The sequence below is a fragment of the Amycolatopsis sp. genome (assembly GCF_035546795.1).
Lineage (GTDB): Bacteria > Actinomycetota > Actinomycetes > Mycobacteriales > Pseudonocardiaceae > Amycolatopsis_E.
Window position 1 is genome coordinate 91,426 of sequence record NZ_DASZWC010000066.1, and the last position, 15,353, is coordinate 106,778.

Genomic DNA, 15,353 nt, shown 5'->3' on the forward strand with positions numbered 1-15,353 from the left:
GCGACGCGGGCCGGCGCCGCAATGGCCGCGCGAGGGACAGCAGCAACCGCCCCGGACGCCCGGCGGCGGCCAGCGGCGTGTGCCGCCTCCTCCGCCCGGCGCCGGTGGAGGCCGCGTGCCGCCGCCACCCGGCCGTCGTCCCGGCCCGCCGCCGCCCGGCCAGGGCCGTGGTCCGCAGGGCCCGGGTCCGCAGGGGCCCGGCGGTGAGCGGCCGATGCGCGGTGGCTATCGCCCGCCGCCCAGCCCGCCCGAGGACCGCGAGCCGGGGCTGCTCACCCACGACGCCCTCGGTGGCGGTGGCAGCTATCCCGAGGACGACTACGACGACGACCAGGACAGGTTCAACGAGTTCGGGCCGGACGACGAAGAGACCCCGGAGACCGACGGGAAGAAGAAGGGCAAGAAGGACAAGGCGGCCCTGACACCCAAACAACGCAAGAAACGCCGGTGGAAGATCGTCCGCCGCACCCTCTACGCGTTGTTCGGCCTGTTCGTGGTGCTGCCCGCGGTCGCCTTCACCATCGCCTACTTCCTGGTGGACGTGCCGACCCCGGACGAGGTGCTGGCGCAGCAGAGCCAGGTCGTGACGTACTACTACAACGACAACTCGGTGATGGGCAAGGACGTTCCGGACACCGGGAACAGGCAGATCCTCAAGCCTGGCCAGATCACGGACACCGTCAAGCACGCCGTGTATGCGGCCGAGGACGCCACCTTCGAGACCAACAACGGTTTCGATGTGCTCGGCATCCTGCGCGCCGCCTACAACCAGGTGACCGGCGGCAGCGGTGGTGGCTCCACGATTTCCCAGGAATACATCAAAAAGGCCACCGAGAACGAAGCTCCCACGCTGACCCGTAAGGCGACGGAGCTGGTGAAGTCCTTCAAGATGAACCAGACGCAGTCCAAAGAGGACATCATCACGGCGTACCTGAACATCGTCTACTTCGGACGGAACGCCTACGGGATCCAGGCCGCCGCGCACGCGTACTTCAACAAGGACGCGTCGCAGCTGAACGCGTCCGAGGCCGCGCTGCTGGCCGGGCTGATCCAGGGCCCGAGCAAGTCGGAGAACACCGAGTACGCGACGTGGCGCTGGAACTACGTGATGGACAACATGGTCAAGAACAACTGGCTGCCGGCGGCCGAGCGCCAGGCGGCCCAGTATCCGGCCCCGTTGCCCAAGGACCAGACCAAACCGCAGGCCATCACCGGCCCCAACGCCTACATCCAGAACCAGGTCGAGGACGAGCTGGACGCAGCGGGCTATTCGAAGGAAAAGCTGCAGGCCGGCGGCTACAACATCTATACGACCATCGATCCCAAGGCCCAGCAGATGGCCGTGGACGCGGTCAACAAGTACATGGACGGCCAGCCGGCGGAGCTGCGAAAAGCACTGGTGGCGGTCGATCCGAAAACAAGAGGGGTGATCGCCTACTACGGCGGTCCGAACGACAACACGGACGCCAAGGACTGGGCGAACACCACCCGAAACCCGGGCTCCTCGTTCAAGGCTTTCGACATAGCTGCCCTGCTGAAAATGGGCAAGGGGCTGGGTGAGACCTACGACGGAACCTCCCCGAGACAGTTCGGCTCCCGCACGGTGCGAAACGCGGGCGCGTCCAACAGCTGCAGCAAGGAATGCACCGTCGCCGAGGCGACCATGAGATCCACGAACACCGTGTTCTTCGACCTGGTGGCGAACACGACCGGCTGGCAGGCCGTGCGTGACGCCGCGTCGGAGGCCGGGGTGAAGAGCGTGGACAACCCGAAGGTCGCGCTGGACAACAACATCTCGCTCGGTGGTGGTACCACCGAGGTCACGCCGCTGGACATGGCGTCGGCCTACGCCACCTTCGCCGACGACGGCATCGCGATGGATCGGCACTTCGTCACGAAGGTGACGGATCCTGGCGGCAACGTCGTGTACCAGTCGCCGAGCAACCCGGCGCCGGCGTTCGCGGCGAACAACGCGGCCAAGAGCAAGCAGATCGCCGGGAACGTGACCACCGCGCTCAAGCCGGTGATCGACTTCTCGAAGCTCAAGTGCCCGCCCGGCCACGAGTGCGCCGGCAAGACCGGTACCCAGCAGTACACCGGGGCCAACGGCGACACCTCGGTCAACGGCAACTCGCAGGTGTGGATGGTCGGCTACACCCCGTCCATCTCGGTGTCGTCCTGGGTGGGTACCGGTGGCAACAACGAGCTGAAGGACAAGAGCGGCAAAGCGATCGGCAGTAGTGGGCTGCCTGCCCAGATCTGGCAGGAGTTCATGAACAACTACCTCAAGGGCAAGCCGAACGAGAAGTTCTCGACGGTGGATCCGATCGGCAAGTCGGCGACGGCGAGTTCGGACGACTCGTCGAGCACCAAGGCGACCACGACGAACACCAACACGCAGCCGGCGGGCCCGCCGTCGACGACCACCACTGCGCCGCCGACCACCGAGTCGTCGACGGGTGGCCGGAAAACGACTACCACCACCACCGCGGACGGGATCATCCTTCCGCCCGGTGGCCGCGGCGGCGGCGGTGGCGGCGGCTGATCTCGAAGAGCCGGAAACGACAGGCGGCGGGCGACAAGGCCCGCCGCCTGTTTTGTCATCCGCACCCGATCATGGACACGACTCGAGCGCCTTAAGCCGAACCCCACGTGACGGGCCGTAACATCGCGCGCGTGTCCAGCCCCACCGATCAGGAGAACTCGGCCGAACCGGCGCCGGCGTCACTCGCGCCCGGCGAGCGGAGCGCGCCCAGCCGCGAAGAACCGCTGGCGGCCGCGGCGAGCAGACCGATCGGTGGCCCGCTCGGCGAACACGCCGCGGTGGGCAGGCACTGGTTCTGGTCCCCGCAGCGGGTCGGCCTCGCGATGGCGGTGCTCGCGCTGATGCTGTGCTGGTTCGGCAAGGCCAGCTGCATCCAGCAATACACCGACGACAGCGGCCAGAACCAGCTCGACTGGCGAGCGGGCAGGCCCTACGTCGCGATGTGCTACTCCGACGTCGTGCCGCTCTACAGCGCGGAACGGCTCAACCAGGACGGCGCCTTCCCGTACCGCACGAGCTGGGTGGACAACGCGGGCACGGCCAACGCTCAGGTGCGGTACATGGAGTACCCGGTGCTGACCGGGCTGTTCCAATGGATCAACGCGAAACTCACCCAGGGCTGGACGGCGATCTCCAGCGTGGGCTGGCTGCCCGGCGCGCTACCGGTGGCGATCTACTTCAACATCACCGCGTTCTGGCTGGCCGCGGCCTGGCTGGTCACGGTCTGGGCGGTGGGGCGCACCGCGAACCGCAGACCGTGGGACATGGTGCTGGCGGCGATCTCCCCGCTGGTGCTGGTACACGCCTTCACGAACTTCGACACCCTCGCCACCGCGCTCGCGGCCACCGGGCTGCTCGCCTGGGCGCGCCGAAAACCCGTGCTCGCCGGGGTGCTGCTCGGGCTCGGCGCGGCGACGAAGCTGTATCCGCTGTTCTTCCTCGGCCCACTGCTGATTCTGTGCATCCGGGCCGGGAAGTTCCGGGACTGGACGAAAACGGCGGGCACGACGATCGTGGTCTGGCTCGCGGTGAACCTGCCGATCGCGCTCACCCTCAACACCGGCTGGCGTGAGTTCTTCCGGCTCAACGCCCAGCGCGGGATGGACCCGGATTCGCTGTACAACGTCATCTCGTACTTCACCGGCTGGGCCGGTTTCGACGGGCCATTGCAACCGGGACAGACGCCGACCTGGCTCAACGCGGTGAGCGGCGCGCTGTTCCTGTTGTGCTGCGCGGGAATCGCGTACATCGGGCTGTCCGCGCCGGCCAGGCCCCGGCTGCCGCAGCTGTGTTTCCTGGTGATCGCGGCCTTCCTGGTGACGAACAAGGTGTGGAGCCCGCAGTACTCGCTGTGGCTGGTGCCGCTGGCGGTGCTGGCGATTCCGCGCTGGCGGCTGCTGCTGGGCTGGATGCTCATCGACGCGCTGGTGTGGGTGCCGCGGATGTTCTACTACCTCGGCGTGGACCACAAGGGCCTGCCCGAGGACTGGTTCCTCGGTTTCGTCGTGGTGCGGGACCTGGCCGTGCTCGGGTTGTGCGCGCTGGTGATCCGCGAGATCTACCGGCCGCGGCTGGACAAGGTGCGCTTCGACGGGGTGGACGATCCCGCGGGCGGCGTGCTCGACGGCGCCCGCGACCTGTTCGTGCTCAAGCCGCACCGAACCAGGCAGCCCGGTGCCGCGGACTTGGCTCAGTTGAGCGCTTTTCGCAGGTAGGCGATGTCGGCGGCCTGGCCTTCGGCCGGGGTCTCCACGATCACCGGCGCCTCCGCCGCCCGCGCCACCTCGACGAGCTGTTCCGGATCGATCGTGCCGTCGCCGTCCACCACGTTGGCGTGCCGGTCCCGCGTGGACGCGAACTCGTCACGCGAGTTGTTGAGGTGCACCAGGTCGATCCGCCCGGTGATCGCCTTGACCTTGTCGACCACGTCGCCCAGCTCCCAGCCCGCCGCGTACGCGTGGCAGGTGTCCAGGCAGAACCCGGCGCCGAAGTCGCCGACCTCGTCCCACAACCGGGCCAGCATGTCCAGGTGCCGGGCCATCGCGCCGTCGCCGCCCGCGGTGTTCTCGATCAGGATCGGTACCCCGAAACCGCCTTCGTCGGCCTGGCGCTCGAACAGCTTCCGCCAGTTCGTGAGGCCGTCCTGCGGATCGTCGTCCTTGCGTACATGCCCGCCGTGCACGATCAGCCCCTTCGCGCCGATATCGGCCGACGCCGCGGCGTGCTGCGTGACGAGCTTGCGCGAGGGGATACGGATCCGGTTGTTCAGCGACGCCACGTTCACGACGTACGGCGAGTGCACGAAGACCGCCAGGCCGGAGGACTCGACATCGGCGGCCGTCAACGGCGGCGCCGGTTTCTTCCAGCCCTGCGGGTCGCCGAGGAAGCACTGCACCACGTCCGCGTTCCGCTCCTTGCCGACCCCGAGCGTGTCCTCGTCGTGGATGTGCGCACCGATCTGCATGCGCCCAACGCTACAACCGGGTGAGAACCCGGGTGCTCACGGAGATGAAGTAGCGTAAGCGCGTTCCGTGAACCGCGTGGGTCGGCGATGCCAGGGGGAAGCATGGGGAAGACCACGATCCGGCTCAGCGCGCTCGGTTTCCTGCTCACGGCTTCGGCCACGCTGGCACTGCCGGGCGCGGCCTTCGCCGACACCGCGGCGCCCGTCGTCGACGGCAGCTGCACGGCGACTCTCCAGGACAACTCCGGAAAACCGCTGACGGTCGACGCCGGTGCCCTGCTCAACCAGCCGGACGCGGTCACCGTCGGCACCGGTTCGGAGTCCGACGGTCTCGTGAAGATCCCGGCCGCGGACGCGGTGAAAACGCTCGGCCTCGGCAATCTCCCGCTCGTCGGTGACCTGACGGCCAAGGTCGTCTGCCCGGCGGCGCAGGACACCGCGAACACGCTCGGCGCCACCACACAGAGCCTGCTGTCCGGCGAGCCGAAGGACGTGCCGCACCCTGGCACGCCCAGCCAGCCCACTCCGCCGCCCGCCACCGCTCCCGCGCCGCAGCCCGGGCAGCCGGTTCTCGGCACCAGCCCGGGCAGCTCCGGAAGCGGTATCCAGTTCGTGAACTACCCGCTGACCGTCACGTCCCCCACGGCCGGCATCGACCTCGCTTCGCTCATCGCGCCCAGTTCGATCGGCTCGATCACCCCGGGCCTTGTTCCACCGACTGGGACAATGCCGGCGGCCGTAGCGCAGGATTCGGGCAGCGCGCAGGCGATGCCTATGGCGTCTTCGGGCCCAGCGAAACTGCCGTTGTTGCTGGCAGCGGTGGCTTTGGCCGTGGTCGCGGCGGGCCTTGCTCATATCTGGTTACGACGGAAGATCACCTGATTCGACGACCTGCATCCGTCACTCCGTTCGGTTACCGTCGTTATTTCAGTGAGTGACGTGCACTGGAGGTCCGGTCGAATGCAGGGTCGAACGCGCAAGGCAGCTGCGGTCGGAGCGACCGCGTTCGTATTGGCCGGATCAGCGGTATTGGCCGCCCCAGGCACCGCGTCGGCGGCGACGGTCGACGCGAAATGCGGGGATACCGTCACGGTTCACCCGGGGGATGTCATCAGCACCCCGCTGGGGTTGAAGACGGTTACGGACGGTCTGACCTCCATCGTCGGCGGACTGCTCACCGGACTCTGCAAGATCACCGTCAACGTCGTGGACACCGTCGTCGCGCCCGTGCCGGTCGTCGGCGCGCCGGTTGCCGGGGCGGTGGACAACACGGTCACCGGCACCACCAACGGACTCTCCGGCGCGGTGCAGAAGGCCACCGGCGGGAAGCAGGAACAGCCCGCCCCGCAGAACCCGCCGAGCAACGGCGGCTCCCCGCAGACCGGCCCGTCCGGCGGCGGCAACGGAAACGCGAACGCGGGCGCCCCGGCGACCATCCCGGGCGCGACCAGCCCGGTGCTCGGTGGCGACCCGTCCACCTTCGATCTGCTGCCCTTCGGCTCCTCCGGTTACGCGCCGATGCGCGACTACAGCGACATCCCGTATGCGCTGGCCGGACTGTGGGCTCCATCACCCGGCGTCCGCTACGGCGGGCAGATCCCGGGTTACGCGCCCGAGGTCGGCGCGCTCGGCCAGAGTTCCAACCAGGGCAACAGTGGCGTGCAGAACGCAGGTCAGGCGGAAGCTCTGCCCGGTGGCAACGGCGGCACGGCAGGCCCGCTGGGTCTTCCGATGCTGATCGCGGTGCTCAGTTTGTCCGGCGTGAGCGCGGCTTTGGTACGCACGTGGGTGCTGCGCGGAGCTACCCACTAGTATCGTCGGCGCCTGCTCCTCGTTATCCCTTCGGATGACGACGCCTGCGATCACTGGAGGACAGCGCCCGTGCGGATGCCAACGCGGACCGACCTGACCAGGAAGACGCGCCGGGTGGTCATCGCTTCGGCGCTGGCGGCCTTGTTCACCGGCGGACTGTTCACCGGATCGGCGTCGGCCAGCACGGTACTCGCGCAGGGTTGCACCGGCACGGTGGTCGGCAACATGGGTGACGCCGTCGCAGTGCAGGGCAAGGATGTCGCCGGTCTGGTCAAGGCCGGGGCGCAGGAGCAGAACGCCTTCCTCAGCGGGGTCGACCCGGACAAGCTCGCCAACGAGATCACCGCGAAGGGCGCGCTGGCCGTCGGCACGATTCCCAACGCCGCCAACGGATCCGTCACCGGTGAGAATGTCGCCGCCGCCGTCAACGACGCGCTCAAGGGCGCCGACGGCCTCGGCTGGTGGGGAGCCGACCAGCAGCAGAAGGTGCTGGACTCGATCAAGAACAAGGTCACCGGCAACTGCGCGCTGACCACGTACGCCAGCAACTTCTCGAGCACCACCTCGCTGCCCAGCGCCGCGACCGGCGGCACGGCCCAGACCAACACCCCGGCCATGGGTTCGGCCGGTGGCATCGCGGGCACCGGCAACGCCACCGCCCCGCCGCGCGACTACGGCAACATCCCCGCGGCAGTGCCCGGGTTCTCGCTCTCGCCCGGCGACCGCTACCCGTCCAGCGCACCGATGTCCGGCGCGGCCACGCCCGAGGTCGGGCTGCTGCCCGGCAACTCGGCGGGCCAGACCGACGTGAAGAACGCGGGCAACGCCAACGCACTCGCCGACGACTCCTCGTCCGCGCAGACCGTGCAACTGCCGATGCTGCTGGCCGTGGTCGCGCTCGCCGGAGTCAGCGCCGCGCTGGTCCGGACGTGGGTGCTGCGCAAAGTGTCGTAGCGGCCAGCTACCCTTGGTCCCGACAAACCCTCCTGCCACGGACAGTCCGTGGCCGCGAGCCCACAGGAGGTGAGTGGTTGTGTCACGCCATTACGAGGTAATGGTCATCCTCGATCCGACGCTCGACGAGCGCACCGTCGCCCCGACGCTGGACACGTTCCTCAACGTGATCCGCACGTCCGGCGGCAGCGTGGAAAAGGTCGACGTGTGGGGCCGGCGACGGCTTGCCTACGAAATCAAGAAGCACGCCGAGGGCATCTACGCCCTGCTGGACCTGAACTCCGAGCCCGACGCGGTGAAGGAGCTCGACCGGCAGCTGTCGCTGCAGGAGAACGTGCTCCGCACCAAGGTCGTCCGCAAGGTCGCCGCCCGCAAGGCCGCCAAGGTCGCGGCGAAGGCCTGAGGCGACCATGGCCGGAGACACGATCATCACGGTTGTCGGCAACCTGACCGCCGACCCGGAGCTGCGTTTCACGCCGTCCGGTGCCGCCGTCGCGAACTTCACCGTTGCCTCCACGCCGCGCACCTTCGACCGCCAGAGCGGTGAGTGGAAGGACGGCGAGGCGCTGTTCATGCGCTGCAACATCTGGCGCCAGGCCGCGGAAAACGTGGCCGAGAGCCTGACCCGCGGGGCGCGGGTCGTCGTGCAGGGCAGGCTGAAGCAGCGGTCGTTCGAGACCAAGGAAGGCGAGAAGCGGACCGTCGTCGAGCTCGAGGTCGACGAGATCGGTCCGTCGCTGCGCTACGCCACCGCGAAGGTCAACAAGGTCAGCCGCGGCTCGGGTCCCTCGGGCGGCGGCGGCTATGGCAGCGGCGGCAGTGGCGGCGGCGCGCCCGCCGACGACCCGTGGGGTTCGGCCCCGCCCGCAGGTGGCGGTGGCGGCGGTTTCGCCGACGAGCCCCCCTTCTAACCAACCACTCTTTCTCGGATTACCAGGAGCTATACCGTGGCCAAGCCACCCATTCGCAAGCCCAAGAAGAAGGTCTGTGTGTTCTGCAAGGCGGAGAAGAAGGGCCGCCCGGAATTCATCGACTACAAGGACACCAACCTGCTGCGGAAGTACATCTCCGACCGCGGCAAGATCCGTGCCCGTCGCGTGACCGGCAACTGCAGCCAGCACCAGCGTGACATCGCCATCGCGGTCAAGAACTCCCGCGAGATGGCGCTGCTGCCCTACACGTCGACCGCGCGCTAAGGGAGGCACGTCAAAATGGCGAAGATCATTCTGACCACCGACGTGGCCAACCTCGGCGGCCCCGGCGACATCGTCGAGGTCAAGGACGGCTACGCGCGCAACTACCTGCTCCCGCGGGGCTACGCCATCGTGGCCTCCAAGGGTGCGGAGAAGAACGTGCAGACCATCCGGCGCACCCAGGAGACCCGGCGCATCCGGGACCTGGACCACGCCAAGGAGGTCAAGAACCAGCTGGAGCAGCTCGGCACCGTCGAGCTGGTCGCGAAGGCGGCCGAGGGCTCGAAGAAGCTGTTCGGCTCGGTGACCACCGGCGACATCGTCGCGGCCATCAAGGCCGCCGGCGGCCCGCTGCTGGACAAGCGCATCATCGAGACCGGCGGGCACATCAAGACCGTCGGCAAGCACCAGGTCAGCGCCAAGCTGCACCCGACCGTCGAGGCCGGCGTGCGACTGGAGATCAAGGCCGGTCAGTAGGCCGTAGCGCGGCACGGAAAGGCCCTTCCCACCTTGGGCGGGGCCTTTCTGCTTTCCCGTACTGGAACCGTACCGGCTGCGATAACATCCAAGCTGCTGATCTCGGCGCATGTGGGGGCGCGGGACGGAGCGAAAAGGGGAGCTCGGGATGACGCAGCCGGCGCAGCCTGTCTCGGCGGGGGCACCCGTCGACACGTTGACCACCGTGCCGCCGCCCGCGCCGATCCAGGTCGGTAACAACGGCAGTTCCGGTGGCTACAAGTTCGACCCGGACCAGGTGCAGGACGTCATCAACAAATGGCAGGCACTGCTCGATGACGTGAACGCCGACATCGAGTCGGCGACCACCGTCGCCCAGGTCAAGCCGCCCGGTCAGGAGTTCGCCAGCGGGGACTTCGTCACCCAGGGCGCGAACCCCTCCGGCCAGACGTTGCTCACCCAGCACCAGCGCATGAAGACCTACATCCAGAACTACATCGAGGCGCTGCAGCAGGCCAGCGGCAAGATCGCACAGTCAGAAGACGACGCGCGCCAGACCGCGCAGCAACAGGGGCAGGCAATCGTATGAACAAGGTCCGAGCCATCCGACTCGGAGCCGCCGCGATCGCCGCGGCCGGCGTGCTGTCCGCGTGTTCCGGCAACAGTGGCACCCCGACACCGGTCGGCAGCACCGGTTCCTCAGCTGCCGCCAGCAGCAGCGCCGCGCAGCTCGCGCCTTCGGTGCCTTCGCCGCTGCCCACCGACCAGCTGGTGTCGAACCCGTGCAGCGCGCTTTCGGCCGACCAGGTCACGCAGACCGGGCTGACCGGAGCCGGGCAAGCGGACCAGGACCAGGCAGGCCCGCGCTGCATGTGGAAATCGGCGACCTCCACGTTCAACTACGTCTACATTTCCCCGGTCACCGCGAACAAGAACGGTCTGAGCAACATTTACGCGTTGAAGGCGCAGGACGCGTACTTCGAGCCGACAACCGTCAGCGGTTACCCGGCCGTCTACGCCTCGATCCAGGACACCCGGTCGGCAGGCAACTGCTCGCTGTGGGTCGGCGTGACCGATCAGCTTGCGGTGTCGGTCACCGCGCAGATCGGCAGTGGGCCCAACAAATCGAACCCGTGCCCGGTGGCCGAGCGCATCGCGACGGCGATGATCACGCATCTGCAGAGTCAGTAAGAGGGGTTGGTTGCCATGGGGAACGGCGCGCTTACCGGCGCAACGATCGGCACCGTGATCATGCCCGGTGCCGGGACCGTGGTCGGCGGTGTGGTGGGCGGTCTCGTCGACCTCTTCTCGGGGCCCGAGGCCCAGCAGCAGCAGGCGAACGTCGGTGGCCGCACGATCGACGCCCGGCAGATCTGGGAGCAGATCCAGGGCGGCAGCTCCGAATCGCTGCGTGACGGCGCAGCCGCGGCGAACACCCTGCAGGGCGTGCACGAGCAGCGTTCGAAGCAGATCGACGCGATCAACCAGGCGATGGACGCGGCCTGGCAGGGCGATTCGTCGCAGCAGGTGCAGGCCGGTGCGCACCCGCTCGGCGTGTGGCTGCAGGACTCGGCGCAGAACCTGTCCAAGAGCCACAGCTACCTGAGCAGCCAGGGTGACGCCTTCGACAACGCGCAGTCGAAGGTGCAGGAGATCGCCGCGACCCCGCCGCACGCCGGGTTCATGGACCACATCAACCCGTTCAGCGACAAAGACGACGAGATCAAGAAGTACAACGAGCAGGGCCAGACGAACGTCCAGGCGTTCAACGCGTACTACCAGGCCAGTGCCCAGAACGCGGCCGGAATGCCGCAGTACAGCGCCTGGCAGGGCAACACGTTCTCCGACGGTGGGCACAACGGCGGAGACGACGGCAAGACCGGAAATACCGGAAACACGGGAAATACCGGCAACACCGGGAACACGGGCAACATCCCCGGCACCGGGAACATCCCCGGCTACGGCCAGAACAACATCCCCAGTAGCAAGAGCGACCTCCCCAGCGGCTACCGGCCCAACACTCCCAGCACGGACACCCCGAGCTACCACACGCCCAGCACGACGAACCCGACGTACCAGACCCCGAGCTGGAACGACGGCACGACGGCGGCCGGGTACACGCCGAGCACGTCGTCGAGCGATTTCGGCGGTGGCTTCGGCCCGACGGGGTCCGGCTATGGAGCCGGCGGCGGCTCGGGTGCCGGTTCCGGTTCCGGCGGCTATGGCGTCGGTGGCGCGGGCGCGCTGGGCGGCTTCGGCCCGGCCGGTTCGGGCAGCGCCCTCGGTGGCGGATCCAGCACCGGGGCCGGGGCCAGCTCGGGCAGCGGCGGTGCGGCGGGTGCCGGGCGCGGTGGCGTCGGCGCGGGCAGTGCGGGTGCGGCGGGTCGCAGCGGCATGTCCGGCATGGGTGCGCACGGCGGCAAGGGCAAGGGCAGTGACGACGAGGAGCACGAGACCAAGTACCTGGTCGGCGAGGACCCGAACGAGCTGTTCGGCACCGACGAGCTCACCGCGCCGCCGGTGATCGGTGAGTGACGTGACCGCTCCGATCAAACTCTCGACCCCGATCCTGCTGAACCTGATCCGGCGTCGCGGCGGCGAACCGCACGCGGTGCTGTCGAGCGTGCCGACCTGGTACGACGAGAGCGCCCAGCGCAGGGTGGACCAGGAGGTCAACAACCTGCTGACCGAGCACGGCCTCATGGGCCCGCGCGGGATGGACCGCGCGCTGCTCGGCCTGATCGAGTCCATCTCGCGGCCGCAGCTGGAGTACTACGGCTGGTTCGAGGGGCAGTTTCCCGGCTCACCGCCGAACTTCGCGGTGCTGGCGGGCAGTGGCAGCGGGGGCGCGTTCGTCCTCGTCCGCATCATCGGCGAAGAGTCGGTGATCCTCGCGCCCGAGCGGCCGGAGGAACTGCTCGTCGGGTTCATGAACCAGGTCCCCTACGGCAGGCCCGGCGCCGGGCAGCCGCTGGTGGCCGGCAAGGCGGAGTTCGAGAGCGGGCGCGATTCCCGGCCGGAAGGTGAGTTTTCGGTGATGCGGTCCGGGCGGGAAGCATCGCCCGAGGCTCCGGCGAAGGAGATGCGCCGGCTCATGGAGACACCGCGCAGCGGTGCCGGCAGCCTTTACGTCGCGGCTCGAAACCGCAGTGGCAGCCGCCGGCGCTGTGAACGTCCGCTGAACTTTGTCGATACGGCGGAAGGACGCTGGTTGATGGAGGAGCGGCCTGGTCGCGGCGATGCACTCGTGGTGTTCACGCCGGCGACCCCGCAGGTGCTCGGCGAGCGGTTACGGAACGCACAGAGCGCGCTCGGCTGAGCGGGAGCTTCACCACCCACTCAGCCCAACGAGTGGTTCTTCTACGTTCCGTAGCAGCTATCCACAGGTGACGTGTCATGGGGTTCGTATTCCACTGCGCACGACACGCCGAACACACGAGTCCCCACGACACGCCGACGAGTTTTCACCAATGTTTTCCACAGCTTGCACACAGGGCTTGACCTGGACTTTTACTAAAGGCCACCCTGCTTGTCCCCAAGTTGTACACAGGCAAGCCTGCGCCTGTGATTGGATCGGCCCGCTCATCCACAAGTTGTCCACAGGGTGTCCCCAGACGATCAACAGGCAGGTTTGCTTTGCTCCTTCCGAGCGATCTAGCGTGCCCGCCGGACGGTCGCTCGCAGTGCGCGTCGCCCCGCCCGACATGCCCGCCGTCGATGGTGGGCAACAGCCGGATACTCCGGCATAATCGAACTGGTGTTCGCTTGACGAGGAGGTGTCCGCGCGGTGGCGCTGACGGACGACCGTGGGCCCGCTTTTCCGCCTGATCCCGGTCCCGAGGACCCCGGGCCGCGGCGCGGCGAGTTCGATCGCCAGCCGCCCCAGGACGCGGCAGCCGAGCAGTCGGTGCTCGGCGGGATGCTGCTGTCCAAGGACGCCATCGCCGATGTGGTGGAGGCACTGCGCCCCGGCGACTTCTACCTCCCGAAGCACCAGGCGGTCTACGACTGCATCCTCGATCTCTATGGCCGCGGCGAGCCGGCGGACCCGATCACCGTGTCGGCCGAGCTGGAGCGGCGCGGTGAACTGGCCAGGGTCGGCGGCGCGCCGTACCTGCACACCCTGATCGCCACGGTCCCCACCGCCGCGAACGCCGGTTACTACGCGGAGATCGTCGCGGAGAAGGCGATCCTCCGTCGCCTGGTCGAGGCCGGCACCCGGATCGTGCAGTACGGCTACGGCGCGGCCAACGAGGGCGGCGAGATCAACGAGGTCGTGGACCGCGCGCAGGCGGCGATCTACGAGGTCACCGAGCGCCGCACCAGCGAGGACTACGTCGCGCTGGAGGAACTCCTCCAGCCGACCATGGACGAGATCGACGCGATCGCGTCCCGCGGCGGCAGCGCGCAGGGCATCCCCACGGGGTTCATGGACCTGGACGAGGTGACCAACGGCCTGCACCCCGGCCAGATGATCATCGTCGCGGCCCGACCCGGTGTCGGTAAGTCGACACTCGGCCTGGACTTCGCCCGGTCCTGCTCGATCAAGCACGGCATGTCCAGTGTCATCTTCTCGCTGGAAATGAGCCGGATCGAGATCGTGATGCGGATGCTCTCGGCGGAGGCGCGGATCCGGCTGGCCGACATGCGTGGTGGCCGGATGTCCGACGACGACTGGACCAGGCTCGCGCGCCGGATGAGCGAGATCAGCGAGGCGCCGCTGTTCATCGACGACTCGCCCAACATGACCATGATGGAGATCCGCGCCAAGGCACGACGCCTCAAGCAACGCCACGACCTGCGGCTCATCGTGGTCGACTACATGCAGCTCATGACCTCCGGCAAGAAGGTCGAGTCCCGCCAGCAGGAGGTCAGCGAGTTCTCCCGCCACCTCAAGCTCCTCGCCAAGGAACTCGAAGTACCCGTGGTCACCATCAGCCAGCTCAACCGCGGCCCCGAACAGCGCACCGACAAGAAGCCCATGCTCGCCGACCTGCGCGAAAGCGGGTCACTCGAACAGGACGCCGACATGGTCATGCTCATCCACCGCCCCGACGCCTGGGAACGCGACGACCCCCGCGCCGGCGAAGCCGACCTCATCCTCGCCAAACACCGCAACGGCCCCACCACCACCGTCACCGTCGCCCACCAGCTGCACTACAGCCGCTTCTTCGACATGGCGCAGAACTGAGCGATCTGCAGGGTCAGGGCGGGCCCCGTTTTCTCAGTGGGCGTGGTTGCCTACGATTCACCTGGTGGTCGATGCGGTCCGGTCGGCGGCTCTCAGGCGCCGGGCAGGTCGACCAGGTCGGCCAGCGCGGCGCGGTGCCGGTCCGGGGTACCCAGCGCGATCTGCGAGGTCTTCGCGCGGGCCAGGTACAGGTGCACCGGGTGCTCCCACGTCATGCCGATGCCGCCGTGCAGCTGCAACGCCTCCTCGGCCGCGTGCACCGCGAGCTCCGAGCAGTACGACGCGGCCACCGCGACGGCGATGTCCACATCGGACCCGGTGGCCAGCGCGTCGGCCGCGGCGCGGGAGACCGCGACCGCGCCGGACACCGACGCCCACAGGTCGGCCAGCCGGTGCCGCAGCGCCTGGAAGGAGCCGATGGGCCGGCCGAACTGGTGCCGCGTGGCGACGTACTCGGTCGTCGCGTCCAGGCACCACTGGGCCACGCCCAGCTGCTCGGCCGCCAGCAGGCCGGCGCCGGTGGTGAGCGCGGCACGCAAAGCCGCTGCCGCGTCGCCATGGAGCTTGCGCGACTCCACGCCGTCGAGCTCCAGCGTGGCGATGCGCCGGGTGAGGTCCAGCGGCGTGATCGGCGTGACGGTGACGCCGGCCGACGCCGTCTGGACGACGTGCAGCTCCGGCCCGTCGGCCCCGATTGCCGGCACCACAACGACATCGGCGACCTCAAGGTCGGCGACG

At 68.4% G+C, this 15,353-nt stretch carries 16 protein-coding genes; 14 read left to right on the plus strand and 2 right to left on the minus strand.

Annotation, left to right across the window (positions count from 1 at the left end; translation table 11 throughout):
- Nucleotides 1-214: 214 nt before the first annotated feature.
- Together VHD82_RS32790 and VHD82_RS32795 are read left to right on the plus strand one after the other, a co-directional pair.
- The gene (locus tag VHD82_RS32790) at nt 215-2,545 is read left to right on the plus strand and encodes a transglycosylase domain-containing protein (RefSeq protein ID WP_414637611.1); all 2,331 of its coding nucleotides are present in this window, start codon (nt 215-217) and stop codon (nt 2,543-2,545) included.
- A gap of 131 nt (nt 2,546-2,676) precedes the next feature.
- Nucleotides 2,677-4,260 (plus strand): glycosyltransferase family 87 protein, encoded by a 1,584-nt coding sequence (locus VHD82_RS32795; RefSeq protein ID WP_325712713.1) that lies wholly within the window; start codon nt 2,677-2,679, stop codon nt 4,258-4,260.
- On the opposite strand, the gene VHD82_RS32800 is transcribed toward VHD82_RS32795, so the two are convergent.
- Complete coding sequence (locus VHD82_RS32800; RefSeq protein WP_325712715.1) at nt 4,236-5,009, minus strand: deoxyribonuclease IV; 774 nt, start codon at nt 5,007-5,009, stop codon at nt 4,236-4,238. The genes VHD82_RS32795 and VHD82_RS32800 overlap by 25 nt on opposite strands.
- A 102-nt stretch (nt 5,010-5,111) precedes the next feature.
- On the opposite strand from VHD82_RS32800, the gene VHD82_RS32805 reads away from it, so the two are divergent.
- The 12 genes from VHD82_RS32805 to dnaB all read left to right on the plus strand — a co-directional run bounded on the left by VHD82_RS32805 (nt 5,112) and on the right by dnaB (nt 14,615).
- Entirely contained in the window at nt 5,112-5,891 is a 780-nt protein-coding gene (locus VHD82_RS32805; protein ID WP_325712716.1) for a hypothetical protein, read from the plus strand.
- A 78-nt stretch (nt 5,892-5,969) separates the two neighbouring features.
- On the plus strand, nt 5,970-6,821 hold the full coding sequence (locus tag VHD82_RS32810; RefSeq protein WP_325712718.1) for a hypothetical protein: 852 nt from the start codon (nt 5,970-5,972) through the stop codon (nt 6,819-6,821).
- A 75-nt stretch (nt 6,822-6,896) separates the two neighbouring features.
- Nucleotides 6,897-7,775, plus strand: a complete 879-nt coding sequence (locus tag VHD82_RS32815) for a hypothetical protein (RefSeq protein WP_325712751.1) — start codon at nt 6,897-6,899, stop codon at nt 7,773-7,775.
- 79 nt (nt 7,776-7,854) lie between these two features.
- Entirely contained in the window at nt 7,855-8,178 is a 324-nt protein-coding gene (gene rpsF, locus VHD82_RS32820) for a 30S ribosomal protein S6 (protein WP_325712719.1), read from the plus strand.
- Between the two features lie 7 nt (nt 8,179-8,185).
- On the plus strand, nt 8,186-8,686 hold the full coding sequence (locus VHD82_RS32825) for a single-stranded DNA-binding protein (protein WP_325712721.1): 501 nt from the start codon (nt 8,186-8,188) through the stop codon (nt 8,684-8,686).
- A gap of 36 nt (nt 8,687-8,722) precedes the next feature.
- Nucleotides 8,723-8,971 carry a 30S ribosomal protein S18 gene (gene rpsR / locus VHD82_RS32830; protein WP_325712722.1) on the plus strand — a complete coding sequence of 83 codons (249 nt, stop codon included), beginning with the start codon at nt 8,723-8,725 and terminating at the stop codon, nt 8,969-8,971.
- Between the two features lie 15 nt (nt 8,972-8,986).
- The gene (gene rplI / locus VHD82_RS32835) at nt 8,987-9,445 is read left to right on the plus strand and encodes a 50S ribosomal protein L9 (protein WP_325712723.1); all 459 of its coding nucleotides are present in this window, start codon (nt 8,987-8,989) and stop codon (nt 9,443-9,445) included.
- A 148-nt stretch (nt 9,446-9,593) separates the two neighbouring features.
- Nucleotides 9,594-10,013, plus strand: a complete 420-nt coding sequence (locus VHD82_RS32840) for a hypothetical protein (RefSeq protein ID WP_325712725.1) — start codon at nt 9,594-9,596, stop codon at nt 10,011-10,013.
- Nucleotides 10,010-10,615 carry a DUF3558 domain-containing protein gene (locus VHD82_RS32845; protein WP_325712726.1) on the plus strand — a complete coding sequence of 202 codons (606 nt, stop codon included), beginning with the start codon at nt 10,010-10,012 and terminating at the stop codon, nt 10,613-10,615. The genes VHD82_RS32840 and VHD82_RS32845 overlap by 4 nt, the downstream gene beginning before the upstream one ends.
- A 15-nt stretch (nt 10,616-10,630) precedes the next feature.
- Complete coding sequence (locus VHD82_RS32850; RefSeq protein ID WP_325712727.1) at nt 10,631-11,959, plus strand: PPE domain-containing protein; 1,329 nt, start codon at nt 10,631-10,633, stop codon at nt 11,957-11,959.
- 1 nt (nt 11,960) lies between these two features.
- Nucleotides 11,961-12,743: an ESX secretion-associated protein EspG gene (locus VHD82_RS32855; RefSeq protein WP_325712729.1), complete on the plus strand. Its 783-nt coding sequence runs from the start codon at nt 11,961-11,963 to the stop codon at nt 12,741-12,743.
- A 468-nt stretch (nt 12,744-13,211) separates the two neighbouring features.
- Nucleotides 13,212-14,615 (plus strand): replicative DNA helicase, encoded by a 1,404-nt coding sequence (gene dnaB / locus VHD82_RS32860; protein WP_325712730.1) that lies wholly within the window; start codon nt 13,212-13,214, stop codon nt 14,613-14,615.
- Nucleotides 14,616-14,707: 92 nt separating this feature from the next.
- Here dnaB and VHD82_RS32865 read toward each other — a convergent pair.
- The coding region (locus tag VHD82_RS32865; RefSeq protein WP_325712731.1) for an acyl-CoA dehydrogenase family protein at nt 14,708-15,353 on the minus strand (646 nt) is incomplete at its 5' end.